This window comes from Sphingobium sp. WCS2017Hpa-17 (assembly GCF_031843765.1).
Taxonomy (GTDB): domain Bacteria; phylum Pseudomonadota; class Alphaproteobacteria; order Sphingomonadales; family Sphingomonadaceae; genus Sphingobium.
Genome location: NZ_JAVTIV010000012.1, coordinates 26102 through 50793, shown reverse-complemented (window position 1 = coordinate 50793; position 24692 = coordinate 26102). Strand labels below are relative to the sequence as shown.

At 63.2% G+C, this 24692-nt stretch carries 23 protein-coding genes; 18 read left to right on the top strand and 5 right to left on the bottom strand.

From position 1 onward, the window contains the following. The first annotated feature begins 103 nt into the window (after positions 1-103). From ahcY to trxA, 8 genes are all read left to right on the top strand, one after another. A complete protein-coding gene (gene ahcY, locus RQH62_RS16255; protein WP_311269779.1) occupies positions 104-1522 on the top strand; it encodes an adenosylhomocysteinase in 1419 nt (472 codons plus the stop codon). Between the two features lie 149 nt (positions 1523-1671). After that, positions 1672-4020, top strand: a complete 2349-nt coding sequence (locus RQH62_RS16250) for a PAS-domain containing protein (protein WP_311269778.1) — start codon at positions 1672-1674, stop codon at positions 4018-4020. Positions 4021-4027: 7 nt separating this feature from the next. Beyond that, on the top strand, positions 4028-4471 hold the full coding sequence (gene tsaE / locus RQH62_RS16245) for a tRNA (adenosine(37)-N6)-threonylcarbamoyltransferase complex ATPase subunit type 1 TsaE (protein WP_405053563.1): 444 nt from the start codon (positions 4028-4030) through the stop codon (positions 4469-4471). Next, the gene (locus RQH62_RS16240; RefSeq protein WP_311269840.1) at positions 4468-5454 is read left to right on the top strand and encodes a phosphotransferase; all 987 of its coding nucleotides are present in this window, start codon (positions 4468-4470) and stop codon (positions 5452-5454) included. Before tsaE ends, RQH62_RS16240 begins: the two co-directional genes overlap by 4 nt. Continuing rightward, positions 5451-6161, top strand: coding sequence for a nucleotidyltransferase family protein (locus RQH62_RS16235; protein WP_311269776.1), 711 nt, complete (start codon positions 5451-5453; stop codon positions 6159-6161). Before RQH62_RS16240 ends, RQH62_RS16235 begins: the two co-directional genes overlap by 4 nt. Continuing rightward, the gene (gene addB / locus RQH62_RS16230; RefSeq protein ID WP_311269775.1) at positions 6154-9123 is read left to right on the top strand and encodes a double-strand break repair protein AddB; all 2970 of its coding nucleotides are present in this window, start codon (positions 6154-6156) and stop codon (positions 9121-9123) included. The genes RQH62_RS16235 and addB overlap by 8 nt, the downstream gene beginning before the upstream one ends. Further along, positions 9104-12511: a double-strand break repair helicase AddA gene (gene addA, locus RQH62_RS16225; RefSeq protein WP_311269774.1), complete on the top strand. Its 3408-nt coding sequence runs from the start codon at positions 9104-9106 to the stop codon at positions 12509-12511. The genes addB and addA overlap by 20 nt, the downstream gene beginning before the upstream one ends. Before the next feature lie 59 nt (positions 12512-12570). Beyond that, positions 12571-12891 (top strand): thioredoxin, encoded by a 321-nt coding sequence (gene trxA, locus RQH62_RS16220; RefSeq protein ID WP_311269773.1) that lies wholly within the window; start codon positions 12571-12573, stop codon positions 12889-12891. 54 nt (positions 12892-12945) lie between these two features. On the opposite strand, the gene RQH62_RS16215 is transcribed toward trxA, so the two are convergent. From RQH62_RS16215 to argJ, 3 genes are read right to left on the bottom strand one after another with little or no spacing between them, the layout of a single operon-like run. Continuing rightward, positions 12946-13554 (bottom strand): glutathione S-transferase family protein, encoded by a 609-nt coding sequence (locus tag RQH62_RS16215; protein WP_311269772.1) that lies wholly within the window; start codon positions 13552-13554, stop codon positions 12946-12948. Positions 13555-13564: 10 nt separating this feature from the next. Continuing rightward, the gene (locus RQH62_RS16210; protein ID WP_311269771.1) at positions 13565-14359 is read right to left on the bottom strand and encodes an inositol monophosphatase family protein; all 795 of its coding nucleotides are present in this window, start codon (positions 14357-14359) and stop codon (positions 13565-13567) included. A 13-nt stretch (positions 14360-14372) separates the two neighbouring features. After that, positions 14373-15596: a bifunctional glutamate N-acetyltransferase/amino-acid acetyltransferase ArgJ gene (argJ, locus tag RQH62_RS16205; protein WP_311269770.1), complete on the bottom strand. Its 1224-nt coding sequence runs from the start codon at positions 15594-15596 to the stop codon at positions 14373-14375. Between the two features lie 130 nt (positions 15597-15726). Between argJ and RQH62_RS16200 the strand changes: the two genes are divergently transcribed. The 5 genes from RQH62_RS16200 to RQH62_RS16180 all read left to right on the top strand — a co-directional run bounded on the left by RQH62_RS16200 (position 15727) and on the right by RQH62_RS16180 (position 20797). Beyond that, the gene (locus tag RQH62_RS16200) at positions 15727-16788 is read left to right on the top strand and encodes a hypothetical protein (RefSeq protein ID WP_311269769.1); all 1062 of its coding nucleotides are present in this window, start codon (positions 15727-15729) and stop codon (positions 16786-16788) included. A 135-nt stretch (positions 16789-16923) separates the two neighbouring features. Next, positions 16924-19659, top strand: coding sequence for a preprotein translocase subunit SecA (gene secA / locus RQH62_RS16195; protein ID WP_311269768.1), 2736 nt, complete (start codon positions 16924-16926; stop codon positions 19657-19659). A gap of 133 nt (positions 19660-19792) precedes the next feature. Beyond that, entirely contained in the window at positions 19793-20149 is a 357-nt protein-coding gene (locus RQH62_RS16190; RefSeq protein WP_311269767.1) for a PilZ domain-containing protein, read from the top strand. Positions 20150-20361: 212 nt separating this feature from the next. After that, the gene (locus RQH62_RS16185; protein WP_311269766.1) at positions 20362-20583 is read left to right on the top strand and encodes a hypothetical protein; all 222 of its coding nucleotides are present in this window, start codon (positions 20362-20364) and stop codon (positions 20581-20583) included. A 4-nt stretch (positions 20584-20587) separates the two neighbouring features. Beyond that, a complete protein-coding gene (locus RQH62_RS16180; RefSeq protein WP_311269765.1) occupies positions 20588-20797 on the top strand; it encodes a DUF6961 family protein in 210 nt (69 codons plus the stop codon). A 19-nt stretch (positions 20798-20816) separates the two neighbouring features. On the opposite strand, the gene RQH62_RS16175 is transcribed toward RQH62_RS16180, so the two are convergent. Continuing rightward, positions 20817-21080, bottom strand: coding sequence for a hypothetical protein (locus RQH62_RS16175; protein ID WP_405053561.1), 264 nt, complete (start codon positions 21078-21080; stop codon positions 20817-20819). Positions 21081-21359: 279 nt separating this feature from the next. Between RQH62_RS16175 and RQH62_RS16170 the strand changes: the two genes are divergently transcribed. Beyond that, the gene (locus RQH62_RS16170) at positions 21360-22286 is read left to right on the top strand and encodes a polysaccharide pyruvyl transferase family protein (protein ID WP_311269763.1); all 927 of its coding nucleotides are present in this window, start codon (positions 21360-21362) and stop codon (positions 22284-22286) included. A 161-nt stretch (positions 22287-22447) separates the two neighbouring features. Beyond that, positions 22448-22855, top strand: coding sequence for a hypothetical protein (locus RQH62_RS16165; protein ID WP_311269762.1), 408 nt, complete (start codon positions 22448-22450; stop codon positions 22853-22855). Here RQH62_RS16165 and RQH62_RS16160 read toward each other — a convergent pair. After that, positions 22842-23162: a hypothetical protein gene (locus tag RQH62_RS16160; protein WP_311269761.1), complete on the bottom strand. Its 321-nt coding sequence runs from the start codon at positions 23160-23162 to the stop codon at positions 22842-22844. The genes RQH62_RS16165 and RQH62_RS16160 overlap by 14 nt on opposite strands. Before the next feature lie 418 nt (positions 23163-23580). On the opposite strand from RQH62_RS16160, the gene RQH62_RS16155 reads away from it, so the two are divergent. From RQH62_RS16155 to RQH62_RS16145, 3 genes are all read left to right on the top strand, one after another. After that, positions 23581-23805 (top strand): hypothetical protein, encoded by a 225-nt coding sequence (locus tag RQH62_RS16155; protein ID WP_311269760.1) that lies wholly within the window; start codon positions 23581-23583, stop codon positions 23803-23805. 33 nt (positions 23806-23838) lie between these two features. Continuing rightward, on the top strand, positions 23839-24081 hold the full coding sequence (locus tag RQH62_RS16150) for a hypothetical protein (protein ID WP_311269759.1): 243 nt from the start codon (positions 23839-23841) through the stop codon (positions 24079-24081). 296 nt (positions 24082-24377) lie between these two features. Continuing rightward, positions 24378-24632 (top strand): hypothetical protein, encoded by a 255-nt coding sequence (locus tag RQH62_RS16145; protein WP_311269758.1) that lies wholly within the window; start codon positions 24378-24380, stop codon positions 24630-24632. Positions 24633-24692: the final 60 nt, after the last annotated feature.

Below are 24692 nucleotides of genomic sequence, written 5' to 3'. Positions count from 1 at the left end.
TATGAGTTGCCATGCGCGCCAGCCATTGGTAAGGCGCTTTTCATCGCTTCTGCTGGCCATGATGCTGGCGAGGCTCCATCTTTAGCTGAACGGAGATATGATCGTGGCCACCGCACCCGCCACCCAGGCGCAGGATTATGTGATCGCGGATATCGGCCTTGCCGCCTTTGGCCGCAAGGAAATCGAGATTGCCGAAACCGAAATGCCCGGCCTGATGGCCCTGCGCGCTGAATTTGGCGCGTCGCAGCCGCTGAAGGGCGCGCGCATCACCGGTTCGCTGCACATGACGATCCAGACCGCCGTGCTGATCGAAACCCTGACCGCGCTGGGCGCGCAGGTGCGCTGGGCGACCTGCAACATCTATTCCACGCAGGACCATGCCGCCGCCGCGATCGCTGCGTCGGGCGTGCCGGTCTTCGCGATCAAGGGCGAAACGCTCCAGGAATATTGGGACTATGTCGAGCGCATCTTCGACTGGCACAATGACGACAGCGGCGTGTGCAACCTGATCCTGGACGATGGCGGCGACGCCACCATGTTCGCGCTGTGGGGCGCGCGCGTCGAGGCAGGCGAAGAACTGTTCACGCCGTCGAACGAGGAAGAGGAAATCTTCTGCGCCGTTCTCAAGCGCGTTCTGGCCGAACGCCCCGGTTTCCTGACCAAGACCGTCCAGTCGATCAAGGGCGTGTCGGAAGAAACCACCACCGGCGTGCATCGCCTGTATGAACTGTCGAAGAAGGGCAAGCTGCCTTTCCCCGCGATCAACGTGAATGACAGCGTCACAAAGTCGAAGTTCGACAATCTTTATGGTTGCAAGGAATCGCTGGTCGACGCGATCCGTCGCGGCACCGACGTGATGCTGGCCGGCAAGGTCGCCTGCGTCGCCGGTTTCGGTGACGTCGGCAAGGGTTCGGCCGCATCGCTGCGCAATGGCGGCGCCCGCGTTCTCGTCACCGAAGTCGATCCCATTTGCGCGCTTCAGGCCGCGATGGAAGGCTATGAAGTCGTGACGATGGAAGAAGCCGCCCCGCGCGCCGACATCTTCGTCACCGCGACCGGCAACGAGGGCGTCCTGACCGTCGATCATATGCGCGCCATGAAGAATATGGCGATCGTGTCGAACATCGGCCATTTCGACAGCGAAATCGAAATTGCCGGCCTCGCCAACATGAAGTGGACCGAAATCAAGCCGCAGGTCGACGAAGTCGAATTCCCCGACGGCAAGAAGATCATCGTCCTGTCGAAGGGCCGTCTGGTCAACCTCGGTAACGCGACGGGCCACCCCAGCTTCGTGATGTCGGCCAGCTTCACCAACCAGACGCTGGCGCAGATCGAACTGTGGACCAAGAGCGAAACCTACGGCAACGACGTCTATGTCCTGCCCAAGCATCTGGACGAAAAGGTCGCCGCGCTGCATCTGGAAAAGCTGGGCGTGAAGCTGACGACGCTGTCGCAGCGTCAGGCCGACTATATCGGTGTGCCGGTGGAAGGCCCGTTCAAGCCCGACCATTATCGCTACTAAGCGAACGCCGTCAGGCAAAAGGAAATGGGGGAGGCGGCGACGCCTCCCTTTTTTCTTACGCTTGGCTTGGCCATGACGCGGTTCTGGTTTAGGCCCGATCAGCTTATGAACAGGGACAGGCAGGCTAGGGCGCGCAAGGGACGGATGTCATGACGACATTGTCGCCCTATGCCGCGATCATCTTCGGCGTGGTGCTGGCCGGATGGCTGGGCGCGGCGGTCTGGGCGTTGCTCAGCGGCCAAAGGATGCGCCGTGAAGGCACGCAGGCGCAGGGCAAGCTGGATCGGCTGACGACCCTGCTGGCGTCCGCGCCCGCAGCACCGATCATCATTCATCCCGACGGCCGGCTGGAAGCGGCCGATCGCCTCGCCAAATGGCTCGGCAAGCCGCGCGTGCCGACCTTCGTCTCCGAACTCACCGCCCCCGATGGCGGGCTGGAACCGGAAGATGCTGCCGTGCTCGCGCAGGAAATCGCTTCGGCCCAGCGGGCTGGGAAAAGCTTTGCCCTGCCGGTGCGCGGCCATGGATCGAACCGTCTGTTGCTAGTGCGCGGCGCGCCTGCCGGGCCGGGCATCGCGGAAAGCGGCGGTGTCATTCTGTGGATTTTCGACGCGACCGACAGCCAGGCCGAAATCCAGTCGCTGCGGGGCCATGTCGAGCAGTTGCGCGACGCGCTGGAGGCACTGGCGGGGCTGGTCGAGGCAGCCCCCTTCCCGATGTGGCATCGCACGCCAGACCTGCGTCTCAGCCTCGTTAACAGCGCCTATGTGCGGGCAGTCGATGCGTCCGGCGCGGCCGATGTCATCGCCCATGGCACCGAACTGGTGGAAACCGTTGCCGGCCTGACGCCGGAAGCGGCCGCTGCCGATGCCATCGCCCGCGACGAGTCGGTCGAGCGCATGGTGCCCGCAACCATCGATGGCGAGCGGCGGACGATGCGCGTGGTCGATGTGCCGCTGGGTGCGGCGGGCGTGGCCGGCTATGCAGTCGACCAGCATGAACTGGAACAGGCGCGGACCGAGCATCGGCGGCTGGAAACGGCGCAGCGCGACCTGCTCGATCGTCTGTCGGCCGGCGTAGCGCGTTTTGGCCCGGACCGGGCGCTGCGCTTCTGGAACCAGCCTTTCATCAGCCTGTTCGGCCTGCGCCAGGACGCGCTGACCGACGCGCCTTTGTTCGAGCGCGTGCTGGACCAGATGCGCGATGCGCGCCGTATTCCCGAACATCGCGACTTCCCGGCATGGCGGACCGAAAGGCGACAATGGTTCCTGTCGCCCAATCCGCTGGAAGAAAACTGGCTGTTGCAGGATGGCACGCATCTGCGCGTCTATGCCCAACCGCTGCCCGATGGCGGCCTGCTGCTGATTTTCGAGGATCGCACCGAGCAGGTGCAATTGTCGAGCGCACGCGACACGTTGCTGCGGGTGCGGACCGCAACGTTCGACAATCTGTTCGAATCGATCGGCGTCTTCTCATCGGACGGCAAGTTGCAGATGTGGAACAGCCGGTTCCGCACCATCTGGGGCGCGAGCGAGGATTTGCTGGCGGGCCATCCGCGCATCGACGATCTGATGCGGGCGGTGCAGGCCAAACTGACGAAGCCGGAACAGGCCAATCTGGTACGCGAACTGGTGCGCGCCGCCACGGTCGAGCGCAAGCAGCGCATCGGCCATGTCGGCTTTGCCGACGGGCGTATCTTCGAATTTGCCGCCATCCCGCTGCCGGACGGCAATGCGCTCTTCACCATGCTGGACGTCACCGACAGCCGCCGCGTGGAGCAGGTGCTGCGCGACCGGAACGAGGCGCTGGAGCAGGCGGACAAGGTCAAGACCGCTTTCGTCACCAATATGAGCTATGAATTGCGCACCCCGCTGACCACCATTTCCGGTTTTGCCGAGATGATGAGCGCGGGTTATGCGGGCGAATTGAGCGTGCCAGCGCAGGGCTATGTCGATGGCATCCTGCAAAGCACGGCGCGCCTGTCGATGCTGATCGACAATGTGCTGGACCTGACCCAGGGGGAGGTCGGGACGCTGCCGATCGAACATGCGCGGGTCGACCTGAGCAAAGTGGTGCAGGATAGCGCCAGCCGGATGACGATGGATGCGACCGCCAAGGGCATCGAAATTGAAATCGCGCTGAAGGACAGCCTGGGCGCGGTGCAGGGAGACGCCCGCCGGATCGGGCAGGCGATCGACCATTTGCTGGAAAATGCGATCCGCTATTGCGGCAAGGGCGCGCGCATCCTGCTGCATGGCGACGGCACCGGCGAGAAGGCTCGGATAGTCGTGTCGGACAATGGCCCCGGCATCGGCGCGTCGCAGCAGGCGGCCATCTTCGATCCCGCCGCGCGCGCCGGGCAGGCCCGCAATGGCGGCCGGGCCGGCATCGGCCTGCCGCTCGCACGCCAACTGGCCGAAGCGCATGGCGGCACGCTGCAACTGGTGTCGGAAGCCGGGCAGGGGACAATGGCTGTGATCGAACTGCCGCGTGGCTGAGGCTGTCATGGAATTGAGCGGCGAGGCGGCGATGCTGGACCTGGGCCGGCGGATCGCGGTCCATGCCCGGATCGGCGACGTCATCGCGCTGGAAGGCGGCCTTGGCGCCGGCAAGACGACATTGGCGCGCGGCATATTGGAAGCGCTGGGGCTGGAGGGTGAGGCGCCAAGTCCGAGCTTTGCCATCGTTCAGCCCTATGATGTGCCGGATGTCGCCCTGCCGGTTGCCCATGTCGATCTTTATCGGCTGGACGAACCGGAAGAGGCCGAGGAACTGGCGCTGGGCGACTATCTGATGGACAGCCTGCTGATCATCGAATGGCCCGACCGGCTGGGCGATGGGCTGTGGTCCCATGCGCTGCGCCTCACCATCGACTTTGCGGAAGAGGACGCGCGGCGCTTGACAGCGGCCGTGCCGGACGCTTGGACGGAGCGATGGTCACAGATATGATCCCCCCCGCCACCGCGCCCGCCTTCCTCGCCGACGCGGGATGGGATGGGGCCGCGATCGTCCCGCTGGCCGGTGACGCATCCTTCCGCCGCTATTTCCGTGTACTCGACGGCGGCCGCCGCGCCGTGCTGATGGATGCGCCCCCGCCGCACGAAGACCCGCGCCCCTTCATCGCCATCGCCGAGCATCTGCTGGCCGACGGGTTCGCCGCACCGAAGATATTGGCACGCGACCTGGAACAGGGGCTGGTACTGATCGAGGATTTCGGCGACCTGCGCGTAAAGGAGCATCTCGACGCCGAGCCGGATGCAGAACTGGCCGTCTATACCCGCGCAATCGAGTTGCTGGCCGACTTGCACAGGCTGCCCGCCGCCGAGGTACCGCCCTATGACCGGGCGGTCTATCAGCGCGAGGCCGGGCTGCTGACCGAATGGTATTGCCCCGCGATCGAACTGGATGTCGATGCCGACGCCTATGTCCGCGCGTGGGATGCGGTGCTGCCGATCGTAGAACAGTCGGCCAGCCCGACCGTGACGGTGCTGCGCGACTATCATGCCGAAAATATCATGCTGATCGACGGGCCGGCCTCGCACGGTCTTGGCCTGCTTGATTTTCAGGACGCGTTGGCGGGCCACCCTGCCTATGACCTTGTGTCGCTGTTGCAGGATGCCCGGCGGGACGTGCCAGCAGAGGTCGAAGCGGCGATGCTGGCCCATTACAAGGCCGTCGCCCGCCCGCCCGCAGATTTCGACGCCGCTTATGCGGTGCTGGGGGCACAGCGCAACGCCAAGATCATCGGCATCTTCACCCGCCTGTGGCAGCGCGACGGCAAGCCGCGCTATCTCTCTTTCCTGCCGCGCATGTGGAACCTGCTGGAGCGCGACCTGAAGCATCCGGCTCTGGCCCCCGTCGCCGACTGGTTCGCCGCCAATATTCCCACCGACAAGCGCCATGACGCGCTTGAGGAGCAGATCCCCGCATGATCGACACCGCCATGTTAATGGCCGCCGGGCTGGGCAAGCGCATGCGTCCGCTGACCGCGACCCGGCCCAAGCCGCTGGTGAAGGTGGCGGGCAAGCCGCTGATGGACCATGCGCTCGACCGGCTGGAGGCGGGCGGCATCAGCAAGGTGGTGGTCAATGTCCATTACCTCGCCGACACGGTGGAAGCGCATCTGAAGGCGCGCAAATGTGGGCTGGACTTTGCCGTGTCGGACGAGCGGGCCAAGCTGCTGGAAACCGGCGGTGGCCTGATCCAGGCAAAGCCGCTGCTGGGCGACAAGCCGTTCATCTGCGCCAATAGCGACAATCTGTGGATCGACGGACCGCAGGAAACGCTGGGCATGATGCAGCGCATATGGAACCCGGAGAAGATGGACGCGCTGCTGCTGCTGGTGCCGCTGGCGCGCGCCAATTGCCACAAGGGGCCGGGTGATTTCCACATGGATGCGACCGGGCGACTGACCCGGCGCAAGACAGCGCATGTCGCGCCCTTCGTCTTCACCGGCGTGCAGATCATGACGCCGAAATTGCTGGTCGATCCGCCGAGCGACGTCTTTTCGACCAACATATTCTGGAACCGCGCGATCGAAGCGGGACGCCTCTATGGCGTATCGCATCAGGGCCTGTGGTTCGACGTCGGCACGCCGCAAGCCATCCCCGTCGTGGAGTCGATGCTCGCTCATGGGTGAGCGCAGCAAGCCCGCATTGTTCACCATTCCCGCGCACCGCGCTTTTGCCGATGCGCTGGTGGCGGGCCTGCTGGCCCAGCACCGCGGCGACGCCATGGCACTGGCGCAGGGCATGGTGCTGTTGCCGAACAACCGCGCGATCCGCGCCGTCAGCGATGCCTTCGTCCGCCAGTCCGGCGGCGGACTGCTGTTGCCCCGACTGGTGGCGATCGGCGAACCGGATCTTGGCGAACAGGTGGGCGGCGCACTCGACCCGCTGGGCGAAGAGGAAGCGGTACCGCCCGCCATTGCGCCGATGCGCCGCCAGATGATCCTGGCACGCATGGTGCAGCAGGCGCGGCCGGAGATCGATGCCGGACAGGCGCTGCTGCTGGGGCAGGCACTGGGCGCGGTGCTGGACCAGATGCAGGTGGAGCGCGTGGCACCAAGCGCGCTACGCAACCTGCCGCTTTCGGAAGAGCTGTCAAAACATTGGCAGACGTCGCTCAAGATATTCGAGATTTTGATTGCGCGCTGGCCTGATGAACTGGCCCGCACGGGCTGCATCGACCTGGCCGACCGTCGCAATCGGTTGTTCGACCGGTTGGCGGCGCGCTGGTCCGTGCATCCGCCGGCGGGCTTCGTGGTCGCAGCCGGTATTTCCACCACCGCGCCCGCCGTCGCCGCGCTGCTGCGCCGGATCGGAGCCATGCCCAATGGCATGGTGGTGTTTGCCGGCCTCGATCAGCATATGGATGAGGAAGCGTGGAAGGCGATCGGGCCGTTCGATCCCGATCCGCTGACCAGCCAGCGGCGACCCGGCCATGAAAGCCACCCGCAATATGCGCTGAAGCTGCTGCTCGATGGCATGAGCGCCACCCGCGAGGATGTCGCCAACTGGCGCTGGGGCAGCGAGCATGATGCGCGGGCGGTGCGCAGCCGCAATATCTCCAACGCGATGCTGCCGCCCAGGCTGACGAGCCGCTGGCGCGATCTCAAGACCGCCGACCGGTCGCTGGCTGGGGTGGAAGCACTGGAAGTGGCGACGCCGGGCGAAGAGGCGCAGGCGATCGCCATCGCCTTGCGTGAGGCGCTTGATACGCCGGAACGGACCGCCGCGCTGGTGACGCCAGACCGGCAACTGGCGACGCGCGTGTCGGCGCATTTGCGCCGCTGGGGCATAGAGGCCGACGACAGCGCCGGTCAGCCTTTGTCGCGCCTGCTGCCCGGCACGCTGCTGATCGCAATGGCGGAGGCAGTTGCGGAGCGATTTGCGCCGGTGCCGTTGCTGACTTTGCTCAAGCATCCGCTGGTGATGAAGGGCGAACGGCGTCTGGGCTGGCTGGAGGGCGTGCGCGCGCTCGACCTGCTGCTGCGCGGGCCGCGGCCGCAGGCGGGACTGCATGGCATCGACCTGATGATGCACCCCCGCCCGGACGATCGGCAGCGGATCTTGCGCGAGCAGGTAAGCTTATGGTGGCCAGAGGCGCGGGGCTTGCTGGAACCGCTGGAAACGGCTTTCGACGCGGCAGTCGACCTTGGCGGACAGATGGCAGCACTGCGCGAGCAGGCCGGCGCGCTGTCGGGCGATGCCGTCTGGTCCGGGCATCAGGGCCATGCCGCCGCCGACCTGTTCGCGGAAATGGAAGCGGCCGCGCCTGAAGGCCCGCGTCAGGCCGATCCGCGCGCGCTGCCGGTGCTGCTCGATCATATGCTGGGCGGCGTATCCGTGCGGCCGCCGCAGGGCGGGCATCCGCGCATCAGCATATTGGGCCTGATCGAGGCGCGGCTGATGCAGGCGGATATCATGATCCTGGGCGGCCTCAACGAAGGTACCTGGCCCGGCCTGCCATCGCCCGACCCATGGCTGGCGCCGCGCATCCGGCGCGAACTGGGCTTGCCGGGGCTGGAAACGCGCATCGGTCTGGTCGCGCATGATTTCTCCAGTGCGCTCGGCGCGCCGCATGTCCTCATCACCCGCGCCCGGCGGGGAAGCGGCGGGCCGGCGGTCGCCTCACGCTTCTGGCTGCGGTTGAAGGCGATGGCCGGGCAGCAATGGAAATCGGGCGACCGCTATGCGGCGCTGGCGCAGACGATCGACGCGCCGGGCGTGCATCGTCCGGCCGAACGGCCAGCCCCGGCGCCCCCCGCATCGGTGCGGCCGCGCGTCATTCCGGTGACCGATGTCGATCGCCTGAAAGCCGATCCGTTCGCCTTCTATGCCAAGCGCGTCCTCCGGTTGGCACGGCTGGACCCGGTCGATGCCGATGCCGGGCCAGCCTGGCGCGGGACGGCGGTGCATGATGTGTTGCAACGCTGGGCCGAGGCGGGAACGCTCGATCCGGCCGATCTGGAGCAGCGCGCCCGCGCCATGTTCGACCAGCCGGAGGTGCATCCGCTGCTCAAGGCGCTGTGGCAACCGCGCCTGATCGAGGCGATCCGCTGGATCGCGGCCGAAGTGGTGAAGGATAAGGCTGAAGGGCGCACCATCCTGGCCGTCGAGCAGGAAGGGCGGGCCGACATCGCCGGCGTGACGCTGATGGGCAAGGCGGACCGGATCGACCGGCTGGCCGATGGCCGCATCGGCATCATCGATTACAAGACCGGCAAGCCGCCGAGCGCGCGGCAGGTGAAGGCGGGCTATTCGCTGCAACTGGGGCTGCTGGGCATCATTGCGGAACTGGGCGGGTTCGACGGTTTGGGGACGCAACCCAAGGCGGGCGATTTCGAATATTGGTCGCTGGCCAAGAAGGGCGACCAGTTTGGCTATCGCGAACGGCCAGTCGATCCGCTGGGCAAGCGGGACAAGGTCGTCACCGATGCGTTCACCGCCCATGCGCATGAGCATTTCGAGGCACTGGCCAATGGCTTCCTGCTCGGCACCGTGCCGTTTCGGGCGGAGATCAACCCCGAAGTCGCGAATTATGGCGATTATGACCAGCTTATGCGGCTGGAGGAATGGTATGGCCGCGACGATGGCTAAGGCACGCGCGCTTCAGAAATTGCTGGGCGATCAGGCGCGGGCGGCCGCGCCCGACGCCCATGTCTGGCTGTCGGCATCGGCGGGCACGGGCAAGACGCATGTGCTGACCGCACGCGTATTTCGTCTGCTGTTGCAAGGGGTGAAGCCGGAAAATATCCTGTGCCTGACCTTTACCAAGGCGGGAGCCGCCGAAATGGCCGACCGTATCCATGACCGGTTGGCGGCATGGGTGCAGATGGATGAGCGCGACCTGTTCAATGATCTGGAGGCGCTGGGCGAGGAATCCGGGCCGGAGCAGCGCGACTATGCCCGGCGCCTGTTCGCCGAAGTGCTGGAGTCGACCGGCGGCGGTCTGCGCATTCAAACCATCCATGGCTTCTGCCAGCAATTGCTGACCGCCTTCCCACTGGAAGCGGACCTGACGCCGGGTTTCCGACCGCTCGACCAGCGCGAGCAATCCAGTCTGGCGCGGCAGACGCTGGCCGACATGGTGGTGCGCGCGCACGACCAGAGTGACGAGGCGCTGATCGGCGCATTGCAGGCGCTGAGCCTGCGGCTCGGCGAAGGTGGGGCGGAGCAATTCCTGCTGCGCTGCGCCGCGAAGGGGGAGGCGCTGGATGCGCTGCCCGACGCCATCGGACCGGAACTGAACGCGCAGATGGATTTGCCGGAAGGCGATGTCGATCAATGGCTTGCCGAACAATGTTCGGACGCCATGTTCGACATGCGCACGCTGGACGGGATCGTGCGGGCCAATATCGATTGGGGCAAGACCCGCGCGCTGGAGCGATGCGACCGGATCGCGGCGTGGCGGGCGCTTGATCCGGCGGGACGGGCGGCGTCGCTGACCGACCTGCACCGTGCCTGGGCCAAGGCGGACGGCGATTTCCTCGACAGCAAGGGCTATGTGCCCCCGGTCGACGGCTATGCCGAGATGGCGATGCGTCTATATGAGCGGTGCGGCGCGCTGATCGCAACCAAGCTGCGCGCCGATTATGCGGCGCTGCTGGCGCAGGCGCTGCATGCCGGGCGTGCCTATGCCCGCGATTACGCGCAGGCCAAGCGGCTGGCGGGCGCGGTGGATTTCGACGACCTGATCGCGCGCGCGGCGTCGCTGCTGGAACAGCCGGGCATTGCCGAATGGATTCGCTACAAGCTCGACCAGCGGATCGACCACATATTAGTGGATGAGGCGCAGGATACCAATGCCGCACAGTGGCGCATCGTGCGGACGCTGGCGGAGGAGTTTTTCACGGTCGAATGGGAGGAGCGGCAAAAGGCGCGCACCATCTTCACCGTGGGCGATTTCAAACAGGCGATCTTCGGTTTTCAAGGCACTAGTCCGCAGAATTTCGCCGCCGCGCAATTGCTGTTCGAGCGTGACGCGGCAAATGCGGGGCATGATTTCTTCAACCTGTCGCTGGACCGCAGCTTCCGATCGACACCGGCCGTCCTCGACGTGGTCGATCGCACAATCGCCACGCTCCGCGCCGAACGGCTGGGGATGGAGGCAGGGGAAGTGCGCCATGTCAGCGCCAACCGCCATCCCGGTGAGGTCCAGTTGTGGAAGCCGGTCGTCGCCAACCTGTCCGAGGATGCCGAGGGCGAGGAGGATTGGGCGGCGGATCAGGAGCGGACGCTGGCGACCCGGATCGCCCGGCAAATCCGCCAGTGGATCGATGACGGGCTGATGCTGGAAAGCCGGGGGCGGGCGGTGCGCGCGGGCGACATCATGATTTTGGTGCGCCGCCGCAGTGAACTGGCACGGCTAATCGTCGCGCGTCTCTATGAGGAGAAGGTGGCTGTCGCAGGGATCGACCGGCTGCGACTGAACAGCCCACTGGCGGTGCGCGATTTGCTGGCGGCGCTGCGCTTCGCAGTGCAGCCGGAGGATGAACTGAACCTCGCCGCGCTGCTGGTATCGCCGCTGATCGGCTGGACGCAGGACGAACTGATGGCGCGCCTGATCGGGCGCAAGACCGGACTGTGGCGGCATCTCAACCGGACATTGGACGACGCGCTGTTGCAGCCCTTGCGCGATCTGCTCGCGGTGGCGGACTTCACCACGCCCTATCGCTATCTGGAGGCGATCCTGTCCGGGCCAATGGACGGGCGGCGGCGGCTGGTGGAGCGGCTGGGCAGCGAGGCGGCCGATCCGATCGAGGAGTTGCTGAACGCGGCGCTCGCCTTCGAAAGCGACGATCATCCCTCGCTCCAGCGCTTCATCGACTGGTTCGACCGGGGCGAGGTGGAAATCGTGCGCGATGCAGCGGCACAGGGCGACAATCTGCGCCTGCTGACCGTGCATGGCGCCAAGGGGCTACAGGCGCCGATCGTCATCCTGGCCGACGCATGCCTCGACCCCGATGCCGGCAATCGCGCGGATTCGCTGGTGTGGAACGGCCTGCCGATCCTCGCGCCGCGCAAGCCGGAACGGCAGGGGCCGATCGGCGCCGTGGCCGAAGCAGCGGCGCAGGTGGAGAAGGAAGAACATTGGCGGCTGCTCTATGTCGCGTTGACCCGCGCGGAGGAGAGGCTGATCGTCGCCGGATCGCTCGGTCCCCGTGCCAAGGGCGAGGTGAAGAGCGAAAGCTGGTACGGCGCCGTCGAGGGAGCAATGGTTTCGCTCGGTGCGGAGTGGGAGGCTGATCCGCTCTGGGGTCAGGCACGGCGCTGGCATGGCAGCGAAGTCCTGCTGCCCAAGGCCGCCGAACCGGAAAGCGTGGCCGAGGCCATCACCATTGCCGAACCGGCATGGCTACGCCAGCCCGCCCCGGCTGAAGCGCGGCCACCCCGACCGCTTGCGCCATCCGCGCCGGTCGAGGATGATGTGCCCTATCCGCCGCCGACCCCGGCGATGCGCGCGGCGGCCGAGCGGGGACGCTGGCTACATGCCCTGTTCGAGCGGCTGCCCGATCTGCCGGCGGATCGGCGCCGGGATGCAGCCGATCGCTGGCTGGTGCAGCAGGGCGTCACCGATGCAGCGCAGCGGCATGACGTCATCGAGCAGGCGCTGCGGGTGATCGAAGCGCCGGACTTCGCCGCGCTGTTCGGCCCCGATGCGCTGGCCGAAGCACCGATCGCGGCCGTGGTGGGGGAGGCGGTGATCGCCGGGACGGTCGACCGACTCTGCATCGGTCCCGATCGCATCCAACTGGTCGATTTCAAGACCGGGCGGGTCGCGCCGCTGACGCTGACGGATGTGCCGACGCCGCATATCCGGCAGATGGCCGCCTATGCCGCGGCTCTGGCCGTGATCTTCCCCGACCGCGCGATCGAGGCGGGACTGCTTTACACCAGCGTACCGCGCTTCATTCCCCTGCCGGCCAGCCTGCTGGCGGCGCACAAGCCCGGCTTTGCCCCCGCGCAGGAGAATTTGCCGCTCTGACCCGTTGAGCCGCAAGCGCGCCCATCCTAGATATCGACCAACCAAAGGAGTTTATTGCAATGGCCACCAAGGCAGTTACCGACCTCAGCTTCAAGGACGACGTCATCAACAGCGACAAGCCCGTGCTTGTCGACTTCTGGGCCGAATGGTGCGGCCCGTGCAAGATGATCGGCCCGGCCCTGGAGGAAATCTCCGAGGAACTGGCGGATACGGTCATCATCGCCAAGATCAACATCGACGAGAACCCGGATGCGCCGGGCCAATATGGTGTGCGCGGTATCCCGACGATGGTCCTGTTCAAGAATGGCGAAGAGGCCGCGAGGAAAATCGGCGCCGCGCCGAAGAGCGCGCTCAAGGGCTGGATCGAAAGCGTCCTGTAATATCTGTGGCGCGCGCCGGGCTACATCGCCCGGCGCCACCCTGCCGGACCGGGCCTATGTCAGCGGGATCATCACCGACTGGGCATAGGCCGGCCGGGCGCGCAGCCGGTCGTACCAGGCGCGCACATGCGGCACATCGGGCCGTTCCATGTCGAGCGTGAAGAAGGTGTGGGCGTAGACGCCCATCGGCACGTCTGCGACACCGAAAGAGACACCTGAAAGCCATGGCTGTACCGCAAGCGTACGGTCCAATATCCGCATCGCTGCGCCGGACGCTGTCGCCGATGCCGCCAGAAGCTGTCCATCTCGTTGTTCGGCTGTAATACGCACCAGTTGCAGGAAAGCGTCACGCTGGGCATCGGCAAAGCTGAACTGCCAGTCCATCCACTTGTCACCCTGCGCCCGTTCCGCCGGGTCGATCGGCCAGAGGGCAGGGGCGTAGCGCGCCGCCAGATAGCGCAGGATGGCGTTGGATTCCCATAGAGTGACATCGCCATCCTCGATCGTGGGGATCAGCCTGTTGGGGTTCTTCGCCAGATAATCGGCGCTCATGCCGAATTTGCCGCCGACGTCATGGCGGACATAGGGCAGGCCGATTTCGTCGGCGAACCAGGCGACCTTCTTCACATTGTGCGAGTTCAATCGGCCCCAGATCGTCAGCATATTTTATCCTTCAATCGAACAGCGTCGCCGCTGCCTTGTCCCACAAGCGAGGCGAGGATGCGCCCATCAGCCCGCGCCGCAAGTCACCCACCTTGTAAGGCGTGCCGTCAAGGCGCTGGCAGCAGCCGCCCGCTTCATTGACGAACAGGGTGCCCGCCGCATGATCCCAGGGCAGGACGCGCGCAAAAACCGTCACATCATTCTGCCCCAGCACCAGTCGGGGATATTGTTCGGCGGCGCAGCGGGGAATGTCCACCAACGTGAAGATGGCCTGCGAACGGCGCACCATGTCGGCGCGCTCCTGCCGGTCCATGAAGATAGTAGAGATGGCCGCGACCGGCAGGTCGCTTTCGGTTTCGCGGGCCTGCACCTGCTGGCCATCGACATGACTGCCGCCGCCGAGCATCGCATGGCAGAGCCGTCCGGTGAGCGGATCGAGGATCCAGCCCGCCAGCACCGTCCCGCCATCGGCCAGCGCCACCATGATGCCGAAGGGCGGATTGCCCGATGCGAAATTACCGGTGCCGTCGATCGGGTCGATGATCCAGTTCAGCCCGTTACCCGCCCGATCCAGTATCGCCGGATCGGCGGCACAGGCTTCCTCGCCGATGACGCCGGCTTCGGGCAGGATCGCGGCCAGCCCTTCGGCCAGACGAATTTCGCTTTCCTTGTCGGCGATGGTGACGAAATCATTCGCCGCCTTCTCGCTGATCTGGTCACTGGACAGATTGCGGTAGCGAGGCATGACGATATCACGCCCCACATCGCGCATCAGGGCGACGACGGGTTCATGCAGTTCCAGCATCGGTGAAGCCCCTTCAGCTGCGATAGTCGGCGTTGATCGAGATATAGCCGTGGGTCAGGTCACAGGTCCAAACCTGCGCCCGGCCTTCGCCCAGGCCGATGTCGACGCCGATCACGATGTGCTGGCCCTTGAGATGGGCGGCGACGGGCGCCTCGTCATAGCCCTCGACCGCAAGGCCGCCGGTCGCCACCTGCGTCGCACCGAAACGGATCGACAGCTTGTCGCGATCGGCCGGTTCGCCTGCCTTGCCCACGGCCATGACGACACGGCCCCAATTGGCATCTTCGCCGGCGATGGCGGTCTTGACCAGCGGGGAGTTGGCGATCGACAGGGCAATACGATGGGCGCTGGCGTCGCTTTCCGCCCCTTCGACACTGATGTCGATGAACTTGGTCGCGCCTTCACCGTCGCGCACCACCAGATGGGCGAGTTGGCGGCAGAGATCGCTGAGCGCGGCATGGAAAGCATCGGCGCCGGCATCGTCCATGGACGCGAGCGGCGCGTTGCCCGCCTTGCCGGTGGCGAAGGCAAGCACCGTGTCGCTGGTGGAGGTGTCGCTGTCGACGGTAATGCAGGAGAAGGTCTTGCGATTGGCGGTCGACAACATCTGTTGCAGCAGGGCCGGGTCGATGGCCGCATCGGTGAAGATATAGCCCAGCATCGTCGCCATGTCGGGCGCGATCATGCCAGACCCCTTTATGATGCCGACCAGTTCGACCCGCTTGTCGCCGATCAGCGCGGACACATGCGCGCCCTTGGCAAAGGTGTCGGTCGTGCCGATGGTGGTCGCCGCCTCTTCCCAGCCGCAGGGCGCGGCGGTGAAGGCGACTTCCAGGCCCGCCTCCGCCTTGTCGATCGGCAAAGGCACGCCGATCACTCCGGTCGAGGAGACGAAGATATCTGACGGCTGGCAGGACAGGTGATTGGCAACTTTGGCCGCGATCGCCTCCACCGCCGCGCGGCCGCGATGGCCGGTGAAGGCGTTGGCGTTGCCGGCGTTGACCACCAGCGCGCGGGCCGAGCCCAGCGGAATGGCATCGCGGCACCATTCCACCTCGGGCGAGGGGCATTTGCTCTGCGTCGTCACCCCAGCGACGGCTGTGCCGGCTTCCAGTTCCACATAGGTAAGGTCGCAGCGCGTCCACGCCTTATATCCGGCGCGGGCGGTACGCAGCGTCACACCCTTGATCGCGGGCAGGATTGGAAAGGCGGCGGGAGCGAGGGGCGATTTTTCCATGTCGCCGCCATAGGATGAGCCGTACGCGATTGCCAGCCTTCGCGCGCTTGTTCTGGGTGAAATTTGGGCGGACTTGCGCTGGGTTCGCCGTCATGCGCATAAGTCCCGCAATAATCGAGGTCGCCCAGTCATGACGATATCAGCGAATGGCCGCTTCGCTTTCTATGCGAAGCGCTATGCCCGATCCAAAGCCAGTATCCGCCTGCGCGTGCTGGAGCCGATGGCAGCGATGCGCGACGCGGGGATCGACATCCGGCGCTATCCCAAGATCAAGGGGCCGGCCGGCTATGACGCCATCATCATTTCCAAGGCATTCGGTCGCGGCGCGGTGAAGGCGGTCAGCGCAGCCCAGAAGGCGGGATGCGGCCTGATTTTCGACATTTGCGATAATCGCTTCGCCAATAATCGGTCGAAGGGATCCCCCCGCCATGGAATCCGAACGTCGCAATTATTGTCGCAGGCCGATCTGGTGACCGTGCCGACGCAGACCATGGGCGCATTGCTTTCATCCTCCACACCGGAAATCAGGGATCGCATCCGGGTCGTGCCGGACATGCTGGAGGATATTTCCAGCCTGTCGACCCTCTCTCTCTCGCTGCGGGAGCGGCTCCGGCTGCGGCGCCTCCGCCGCTTTCTGGCGAACCATGCCGGCGCGCTGCATGTGGTCTGGTTCGGCAATAATATGGCGGGCATGTCCGGCGTGGGACAGTTGGACGAAGCGGTGGCGCATTTGCGCACCTTTGCCGGGCAGCATCCCGTCACCCTGACCATCATCAGCAATAAGCCCGCCATCTATCGCGAAGCCGCGCCGCATTGGGGCCTGCCCAGCGTCTTCATGCCCTGGTCGCTGGTCAGCTTTCCCATCGCCCTGCAAGAGCATCGCGTGGCGATCATCCCGGTGTCCCGCAACGATTATACCGCCGGCAAGTCGATCAACAGGCCCGCGACCGCGATCATGGCCGGGTTGGGCGTGATCGCGGATTCGATCGAGTCCTATGAAGAACTGCGTCCTTTCATTGTTCTGGATGACTGGCAGGGCGGGCTTTCGCGCTATGCGTTCGACTGGGAGGGTGAACAAAACCGGCTTTCCGAAGCCCGCGCGCATCTGGACCGGCATTATGGCCGGCAACGCGTGGCTGAGCGCTGGGAAGAGGTTTTGAACGAATTACACCGGTCCCGGACTCAAGATTGAGCCTTCGCCACGCGTTTCCCTGCATCAGAGCACGAACGCTGAATTGACGTTCGCCCGACCGATGCCTATTTGCCGCACAACATTATTCCGGCGCCCATGCATGGGTCGTTCGTTTTTTTCGCTCAGGGAGAGCTCATGTTCGGCGCACTCGCCAAGTCCATCTTCGGTTCGTCCAACGAACGTTATGTGAAATCGCTGGGCAAGATCGTCGACCAGATCGCGTCGTTCGAAGGCGCTGTTCAGGCGATGAGCGATGAGGATCTGGTCGGCCAGACCGCCCGGTTTCGCGAACGGCTGGCCAATGGCGAAACGCTGGACGCTCTGTTGCCCGAAGCCTTTGCCACGGTCCGTGAAGCGGCCGTCCGCGTGCTGGGTATGCGCCATTTCGACGTGCAGATGGTGGGCGGCATCGTCCTGCATCGCGGCGAAATCGCCGAAATGCGCACGGGTGAAGGCAAGACACTGGTCGCGACGCTGGCCACCTATCTCAACGCGCTGGAGGGGAAGGGCGTTCACGTCGTTACCGTGAACGACTATCTGGCCAGCCGCGATTGCGAATGGATGGGCCAGGTCTATCGTTTCCTGGGCCTCACCACCGGCGTCATCGTGCCGAACATCAGCGAGGATCAGCGGCGCGAGGCCTATGCCGCCGACATCACCTACGCGACGAACAACGAACTCGGCTTCGACTATCTGCGCGACAATATGAAATATGACCGCGCGTCGATGGTCCAGCGTCCCTTCAATTACGCCATCGTCGACGAGGTCGATTCGATCCTGATCGACGAGGCGCGCACGCCGCTCATCATCTCCGGCCCGACCGACGACAAGTCGGAACTTTACGTCGCGGTCGACGCGATCGTGAAGCAGGTGACCGAAGCCGATTATGAGAAGGACGAAAAGCAGCGCACCGTCACGCTGACCGAGGATGGCACAGAGAAGATCGAGCGCCTGCTGGAGGATGCCGGCCTGTTGCAGGGCGCGAACCTCTATGATTTCGAAAATACCGCCGTCGTCCATCATGTGAACCAGGCGCTGCGCGCGGTCGTGATGTTCCGCCGCGACATCGACTATATCGTCAAGGATGGGAAGGTCGTCATCATCGACGAATTTACCGGCCGCATGATGGACGGTCGCCGCTGGTCGGACGGCCTGCATCAGGCGGTGGAAGCCAAGGAAGGCGTCCAGATCGAGCCGGAAAACCAGACGCTCGCATCCATCACCTTCCAGAATTATTTCCGGATGTACCCCAAGCTGGGCGGTATGACCGGGACCGCCGCGACCGAAGCGGCCGAATTCTTCGAAATCTACAAGATGAACGTCGTTACCATCCCGACCAACCGGGCGGTACAGCGCATCGACGAAGAAGACAGCTTCTATAAAAATCTGGACGACAAGTTCCGCGGCATCGCCAAGACCATCAAGGTCCATGCGGAACAGGGCCAGCCGGTTCTGGTCGGCACCGTGTCGATCGAAAAGTCTGAAATGCTGTCGGACTTCCTGACACAGGAAGGCGTGCCCCACGCCGTCCTCAACGCCCGTTTCCATGATAGCGAAGCGCATATCGTGGCGCAGGCGGGCCGCAAGGGCGCGGTGACGATCGCCACCAACATGGCCGGTCGCGGTACCGACATCAAGCTGGGCGGCAATCTCGAAATGCGGGTCGAGGACGAACTGCGCGACATGCCGGAAGGCCCGGAGCGCGACGCCGCGATCGCCCGGATCGAAGCCGAGATCGAAGTCGAGAAGCAGGAAGTGCTGGCCGCCGGCGGCCTGTTCGTGCTGGCGACCGAGCGGCATGAAAGCCGCCGCATCGACAACCAGTTGCGCGGGCGTTCGGGCCGTCAGGGCGACCCCGGCCTGTCGCGCTTCTACCTCAGCCTCGACGACGATCTGATGCGCATCTTCGGCCCGGACACGATGTTCGCCAAGATGATCCGGTCTAACCTGGAAGATGGTGAGGCGTTGCCGCCTTCCAAGTGGCTGAGCAAGGCCATAGAGACCGCGCAGAAGAAGGTCGAGGCCCGCAACTACGACATCCGCAAGCAGGTCGTCGAGTATGACGATGTGATGAACGATCAGCGCAAGGTCATCTACGAACAGCGCAGCGACATCATGGACAGCGAAACTGTCGACGATGTCGTGGTCGACATGCGCCATGAAACGGTGAACGATCTGGTCGGTGCATCCTGCCCGCCGGGCACCTATCCTGAGCAGTGGGATATGGAACGGCTGAAGGCCCGTACCGCCGAAATATTGGGGCTTGAGCCTGATTTCGACGCATGGCTGGCCGAGGATTCGGTCGATCCGGAAATGATCGAGGAACGTCTGTCGGCGCTGGCGCACGAAGCCGTCGCTGAGAAGACCAAGGAGGTCGAGGCGTCCGACTGGCACATGATCGAAAAGTCGATCCTGCTCCAGAGCCTGGATCATCACTGGAAGGAGCATCTTTCGACGCTCGACGCCCTGCGTCAGGTCGTGCACCTGCGCGCCTATGCGCAGAAGACGCCGATCAACGAGTATAAGCAGGAGGCCTTCGCTTTGTTCGAGCGGATGTTGGAGAATATCCGTGAGGATGTGACCGGCTCCATCGCCCGCGTGCAGTTCCGCATGGAACAGCCGCCGCTGGAAGATTATGGCCTGCCGGTCCTGCCGGACTTCATCACCACCCATATCGACCCCTTCTCGGGCGAGGATAACAGCGCGGATATCGATGCCGGCAGCTTCGGCGGCGTGACGACCACCATTCCGCGCACGCCCGTCGGCAATGCGCCGGCCGGTGAGTTCGCCAATCTGGATATCAGCCGCAATGCGCCATGCCCCTGCGGTTCCGGCCAGAAATACAAGCATTGCCACGGCGCGCTGGCCTGACGACAGCATAAGAGGCCGGGCAATATGCCCGGCCTTTTTCGTTTCAGCACGTCGTTAACCAACGACTTTCATGCTTCCGCAACCTTCTGCATAGACTTTGGTCTAATCCCGGGGGGCAACCGGGAGAGAGGCTATGGACAGCATGACCTATCGCGCGCGCGCAGAACGTCGCCGCGAGAGCCGTTATGACGCCGATGTCGAGGCGACGCTCAACTGGGATGGCATCAGCCAGCCCGTCACCATTCGCAATATTTCCATGTACGGCGCGCTGCTGACCGGCAACTGGCTGCCAGCGGTGGGCGAATGGGTGACGTTGATCACCCAAGGGCTGGAAGTGTGCGGAACAGTCATCTGGGATGGCCCGGATCGCTGCGGCCTGCTGCTCAGCCATCCGGTCGATCCGCTGGCGATCATTGCGGAAGCCAGCGTTCACAAGATGGACCTGCCGCCCGTTATCCTCCACGGCACCGGTCCCAGCAGCTACGCCTGAGCACGCATTTCGAGAAATGGCGGAAGCGGTGCCCGTCATATCATGCCGCCAATATCATGATATTAAAGGCGATATTCTCACGCATTTGATGCCATACCATGGATTATACCATGGCCAAAAAATTTGCCCGTTCGATGGTCCAAAATGGGAATCGCACCGGCTTGGGCGATACCATATGCTTGCCGCTGTCTTCCGCCGAATCAGGGGTCATCATGACGACGAATGAACAGGGCGAACCGTTCGGCGGCTGGCTGCTAAAGCAGACCGGCCGGGACGACTGGATAGGCACGCTGGCGAAGCAGGCGAAGAGCGATCCCCGGTTCCGGGCAGCGTCGACGCCAGATGAACTGCGCAAGCGGCTTCAGGAGGCAGGCGCGGAAGGTGACAGCTTCGAGGCGCTGGATGACGCCGAGGTCGCGTGGCTGAGCGCGTAGTGCCGTGGCCGCGCTGACTGATTGGGAATTATGGGCCTGTGCCCAGCGCGTCATCAAGGAGCATGGCGCTGATGCCCCTGAGCATGTCGCCACGATGATCGGTCGCATGGTCGTGGCAGCGAACGAGGACGGCATTGCGACCTGGCAGGCTATCGCGGAGCGGGTCGAGCAGCTAATGGATTACCGGACGGGAAGGCCGCTTAGTCGGCAGTAGGCTGGACGCGCGGCAGTGATCATTGCGTCATACAGGCCGCAACGGCGCATGTGGCCACTGTCGGTGCAATCCAGTCCAGCCACTGATCAAGCTTAGGCCAGACCCTTGGATCGAAGCGACCCCAGTGCGGCATGTTGGCGCGTAGGCCGCCGCCAAACCATTCGATCCAGCGATATTCCGCCTGCGCGACTTCACGTCCGATAAAATAGGCTGACCCAAGCATCGCGCCGGCCCACCAGTTGCCGGTCGGGAAACCGATCGCCGCTTGGGCGATCAGAGCCATTATGGCGTGCCGAATATAGATCATGGCGTGTTGAACGCTGCCGCAGGCGTTCGGGTTCTAACGAATCTATATTCGATCGGAAGGAACCACAGGCCTTCCAGCGCGTATGGACGGCGGTGACCTTTCAGTTCGCCCCCTTCGATAGCCCCGCCTCTTTCCCCCCGACAGAGGCGGGGTTTTCATATGGATGCCGCAGCGATGAAGTTCATGCTGGGATTGGACCGGAAGATCGTCCCGCTCGTTCTTTTGACAACCCTTTGATGGTCGCAAGTCTTTGCAATGGGACAATTTCCTTGGTTTGCGACGGCGGCGGAACTGGTTATGGTCGATGACCGTACGCGAAGGACCGAGATGTTTAACGACAGCAATATCATTGTTGCAAGCTGGCCAAATGACGGCGCCGTGAAGCAAAATTGGGGTGACAAATTGAACCCCGAACTGATCAACAAGCTTTCTGGGCTGCCGGTTGCTAACCTTAGCGATGTTAGCGGATGGGAGGACCGTCCCGTTTACCGCGTGATCGGTAGCGGGCTGGGCAAGATGGCAGTGAACGAAATGATCTGGGGCATGGGCTTCCTCAACGGAGGCTCAAGGCCGAGCCGTGCTCCGGCACGAATATTTGCTGTGCGGGGTCCGAAATCCAGAGAGCGGCTGCTTAGTCTGGGAATACCCTGCCCGGAGGTTTATGGCGATCCGGCGGTTCTATACCCGTTGCTTTACAGTCCTGAAATTGAAAAAGTCAATGATTTCGGCATTATCCTACATTGCCGTGAGCGCAACGTCATTCCATATCCGCAGCTTCCACCTAGCACGATCGACATTGATATTAATGGTGATATTCAAGAAGTCGTTCGCGCGATTTTGACATGCCGGACTATCATCTCCAGCTCGCTTCACGGCATCATTTGCGCGCATGCCTATGGTATCCCTGCCTATTGGCTTAAGGCATCGGACCTTCCATTGGGCGACGGCTTCAAATTTCTGGACTATTTCGAATCTATAGGCTGTCACGATGTCGTGCCAACCATCATAGACGAGGAAAATCGGCTCGAGATGGGAACGGAAACCGCTCCTATGGAAAGCCTTATTAGCGGGACGAAACTGATCAAATCCTGCCCTTTCATGTCAATTAGCCGCAAGCGAAGCTGGATCAAGAACCTCGAAAGCGGGAAAGCCAGCGGACGGCGAGGGACGATTTTTCGTTAATCATCCTCTCGTTCGGAGTGGGCATGATGACGATTTCCACTCTTTGTTAACCACTAAATGTCTTCGGGTGCGGCGCTCTTTGCGATAAAGCGTCTGCGGTTTCGACGTTTTTTGGTGCCCTCCAAATTTGGTCGCGTCGAAGTCAGACCCTGCCGCACACCATGATCGCGGCGCGCGGCAGGGTCACCCGGAACAAGATCGTTCCGCCAGCGTATTTAAGCGGTCCCGCGCGGCTTTCAGCCAGAACCAAGAGCGCGGGGCACCTTTTGCATAACGGTTGGCGTCGAAACGAACTGCGGGTGCCTGGATATGACAAGATCGCTATTGGGTGTGATGTTCCTTTGCCTCTTGATTTGGGCGATGATCCTGGGCGTAGCGTGGATCGGATTCTCCGCTGGTTTCAAAACCATGGACGAAGTGATCGCGCGATCCTGAAGGCACGCATTCGAACTTTAGCGCAGCGTAAGGGCGACCTGACACCGTCGCATCACGTCGCCCGCCATGCAGTTCATTGGCATCAATTTTCTGGCACATTGATGGTCCATTGCAAATCGATTATTGCGACATAGGTCCTGGCGTTTCGTTTGCTCTGGTTGGGGCGTCGGGGCCAACTTGCGAATCCTCTCTAAGGTCGGTAGCAGGCGTTTGATCCCAGCGATTTTGACGACCCTCTGTGTCGCTGGGGTCACCCTTTACCGCCCTCACCAGCGCCCGGCCGGCAGCAACGATGTAGCCCAGCCCCTCGATAGCCAATCCGACCTTGCCGAGGCCGCGCGCAATCTTGCCGAGGCCCATATTAGCCGCGCATCGGGTCACACCGCCGGCTGCCACCATCTGCGCGAATATATCCAACTGGCGCAGGGAAGGACTGTTCATGTCCGGGATGTAGAGCAAATGATGCAGGGGGTTAAGGGGCGATCTGCGCTTTATGGCGCAATCATGGTTGACGAGCGCTATCCGATAATGGCAGGGCGCTCTCCTGCCGGGCGGGTATAGCTCAATGGTAGAGCACTAGCCTTCCAAGCTCTGCATAACCCAACGTTTCCGGGCGCTCCGGTGTAAAACGGCGAAAATTCTGCCCGTTTCCGATCAACAGCTTAGTGCTTCGATCTAAACTGCTGGCTTGACCGACTCTGCCGGTTATTCTCACTACGTTCTCATGCAGAGCAAGCCCGTCACCATCCCCGCCGATGACCTCGAAAAGCTGCTGAACGTCGCGGCGCGACAACAGGGCGTCGACGACACGCCGACACTGATGTCAGGATAGCCCATATTTGAGCCATAGGAGGTTCTCGTGCAGACGAATGAACAGGGCGAAGCGTTCGGTGCCTGGCTGTTGAGGCACGCGAAGCGGGAAGACTGGATCGGCACGCTGGCGAAGCAGGCAAAGAGCGATCCCTGGTTCCGGGCAGCGACGACGCCGAACGAACTGCGAAAGCGGCTTCAGGAGGCTGGCGCGGAGGGCGACATCTTCGAGGCGCTAGATGATGCTGAGGTGGCGTGGCTGAGCGCGCAATGACATTTGCTGACAAGACTGCCCGGAGGGAAAAGTATGACCGAAAATCATCGAACGCTGTTGGATGCCGCCTTCGACAATATGGCCAATGATTTTGCAAACTCGCTTAAGAGCTTGAGCGGTGAACCTGTCGTCCAAGCCGGGCTGATCGGCCCAGCTCTGGCTTGTTTGGTTGTATCGCTAGAGAATGCATTTCCCGACTGTACCGATGTCTTAGCTCATGAATTGCAGCGGCAGGCGGACATAGCCCAAGATGAGCAGCGGCGCCGCCCATCGTAGGAGGTCATCGGAAATTAACGATTGTAACACAGTATCGACGTGCCCCGCGCGGCTTTCAGCCTCATCCAATTGCGCGGGGCAACCGTCAGCAAATCGCCTTTTTTGTCTCGTTCAGCGGAGGCTGACGGCCCTCTCACAAAAGCATAAAATATTGATATCTACGTGTGGAACCAGTGGACCACCCGTTCGTCTAGCGTTGGCGAACTTTAAGCGCGCGACCTTGCGATTACCCCGTCTCTTTCCCCCCGACAGAGGCGGGGTTTTCCATGTCTGGCAATTGGAGTAACAATGAGCCGATGAGGATTTTGCATGCGATGGATCAGCTATTGAGCGAGGCGCTCGCGGCTGGTCGACAACCGAAGCATTGGGTCATTCGTGAACCGGATTGGCTGGAAATGATTGCCAGGCTTAAAGGGGTTCAACTCGAAGATGAAATCGTTGTCGCCCGTAGTTATCGCAGCATTCCAATTCAGCACGCATCCCTACACGACGAAGCGATCGTAGGCCTTGTTGACACGACTGATTCGAAAACCGAGGCGTTATTTACGTGAGGCGAGTCGGTTATTTGCTGCGATAAGTTCCCGCAGCGGGGGAGAAATTCCCTCGCAAAG

Excerpts from the sequence above, each read along its gene's own strand:
- RQH62_RS16250 (WP_311269778.1), top strand. The coding sequence starts at position 1,672 with ATGACGACATTGTCGCCCTATGCCGCGATCATCTTCGGCGTGGTGCTG.
- tsaE (WP_405053563.1), top strand. The coding sequence starts at position 4,028 with ATGGAATTGAGCGGCGAGGCGGCGATGCTGGACCTGGGCCGGCGGATC.
- RQH62_RS16240 (WP_311269840.1), top strand. The coding sequence starts at position 4,468 with ATGATCCCCCCCGCCACCGCGCCCGCCTTCCTCGCCGACGCGGGATGG.
- RQH62_RS16235 (WP_311269776.1), top strand. The coding sequence starts at position 5,451 with ATGATCGACACCGCCATGTTAATGGCCGCCGGGCTGGGCAAGCGCATG.
- addB (WP_311269775.1), top strand. The coding sequence starts at position 6,154 with ATGGGTGAGCGCAGCAAGCCCGCATTGTTCACCATTCCCGCGCACCGC.
- addA (WP_311269774.1), top strand. The coding sequence starts at position 9,104 with ATGGCCGCGACGATGGCTAAGGCACGCGCGCTTCAGAAATTGCTGGGC.
- trxA (WP_311269773.1), top strand. The coding sequence starts at position 12,571 with ATGGCCACCAAGGCAGTTACCGACCTCAGCTTCAAGGACGACGTCATC.
- RQH62_RS16215 (WP_311269772.1), bottom strand. The coding sequence starts at position 13,554 with ATGCTGACGATCTGGGGCCGATTGAACTCGCACAATGTGAAGAAGGTC.
- RQH62_RS16210 (WP_311269771.1), bottom strand. The coding sequence starts at position 14,359 with ATGCTGGAACTGCATGAACCCGTCGTCGCCCTGATGCGCGATGTGGGG.
- argJ (WP_311269770.1), bottom strand. The coding sequence starts at position 15,596 with ATGGAAAAATCGCCCCTCGCTCCCGCCGCCTTTCCAATCCTGCCCGCG.
- RQH62_RS16200 (WP_311269769.1), top strand. The coding sequence starts at position 15,727 with ATGACGATATCAGCGAATGGCCGCTTCGCTTTCTATGCGAAGCGCTAT.
- secA (WP_311269768.1), top strand. The coding sequence starts at position 16,924 with ATGTTCGGCGCACTCGCCAAGTCCATCTTCGGTTCGTCCAACGAACGT.
- RQH62_RS16190 (WP_311269767.1), top strand. The coding sequence starts at position 19,793 with ATGGACAGCATGACCTATCGCGCGCGCGCAGAACGTCGCCGCGAGAGC.
- RQH62_RS16185 (WP_311269766.1), top strand. The coding sequence starts at position 20,362 with ATGACGACGAATGAACAGGGCGAACCGTTCGGCGGCTGGCTGCTAAAG.
- RQH62_RS16175 (WP_405053561.1), bottom strand. The coding sequence starts at position 21,080 with ATGGCTCTGATCGCCCAAGCGGCGATCGGTTTCCCGACCGGCAACTGG.
- RQH62_RS16170 (WP_311269763.1), top strand. The coding sequence starts at position 21,360 with ATGGGACAATTTCCTTGGTTTGCGACGGCGGCGGAACTGGTTATGGTC.
- RQH62_RS16165 (WP_311269762.1), top strand. The coding sequence starts at position 22,448 with ATGATCGCGGCGCGCGGCAGGGTCACCCGGAACAAGATCGTTCCGCCA.
- RQH62_RS16160 (WP_311269761.1), bottom strand. The coding sequence starts at position 23,162 with ATGAACAGTCCTTCCCTGCGCCAGTTGGATATATTCGCGCAGATGGTG.
- RQH62_RS16150 (WP_311269759.1), top strand. The coding sequence starts at position 23,839 with ATGACCGAAAATCATCGAACGCTGTTGGATGCCGCCTTCGACAATATG.
- RQH62_RS16145 (WP_311269758.1), top strand. The coding sequence starts at position 24,378 with ATGAGGATTTTGCATGCGATGGATCAGCTATTGAGCGAGGCGCTCGCG.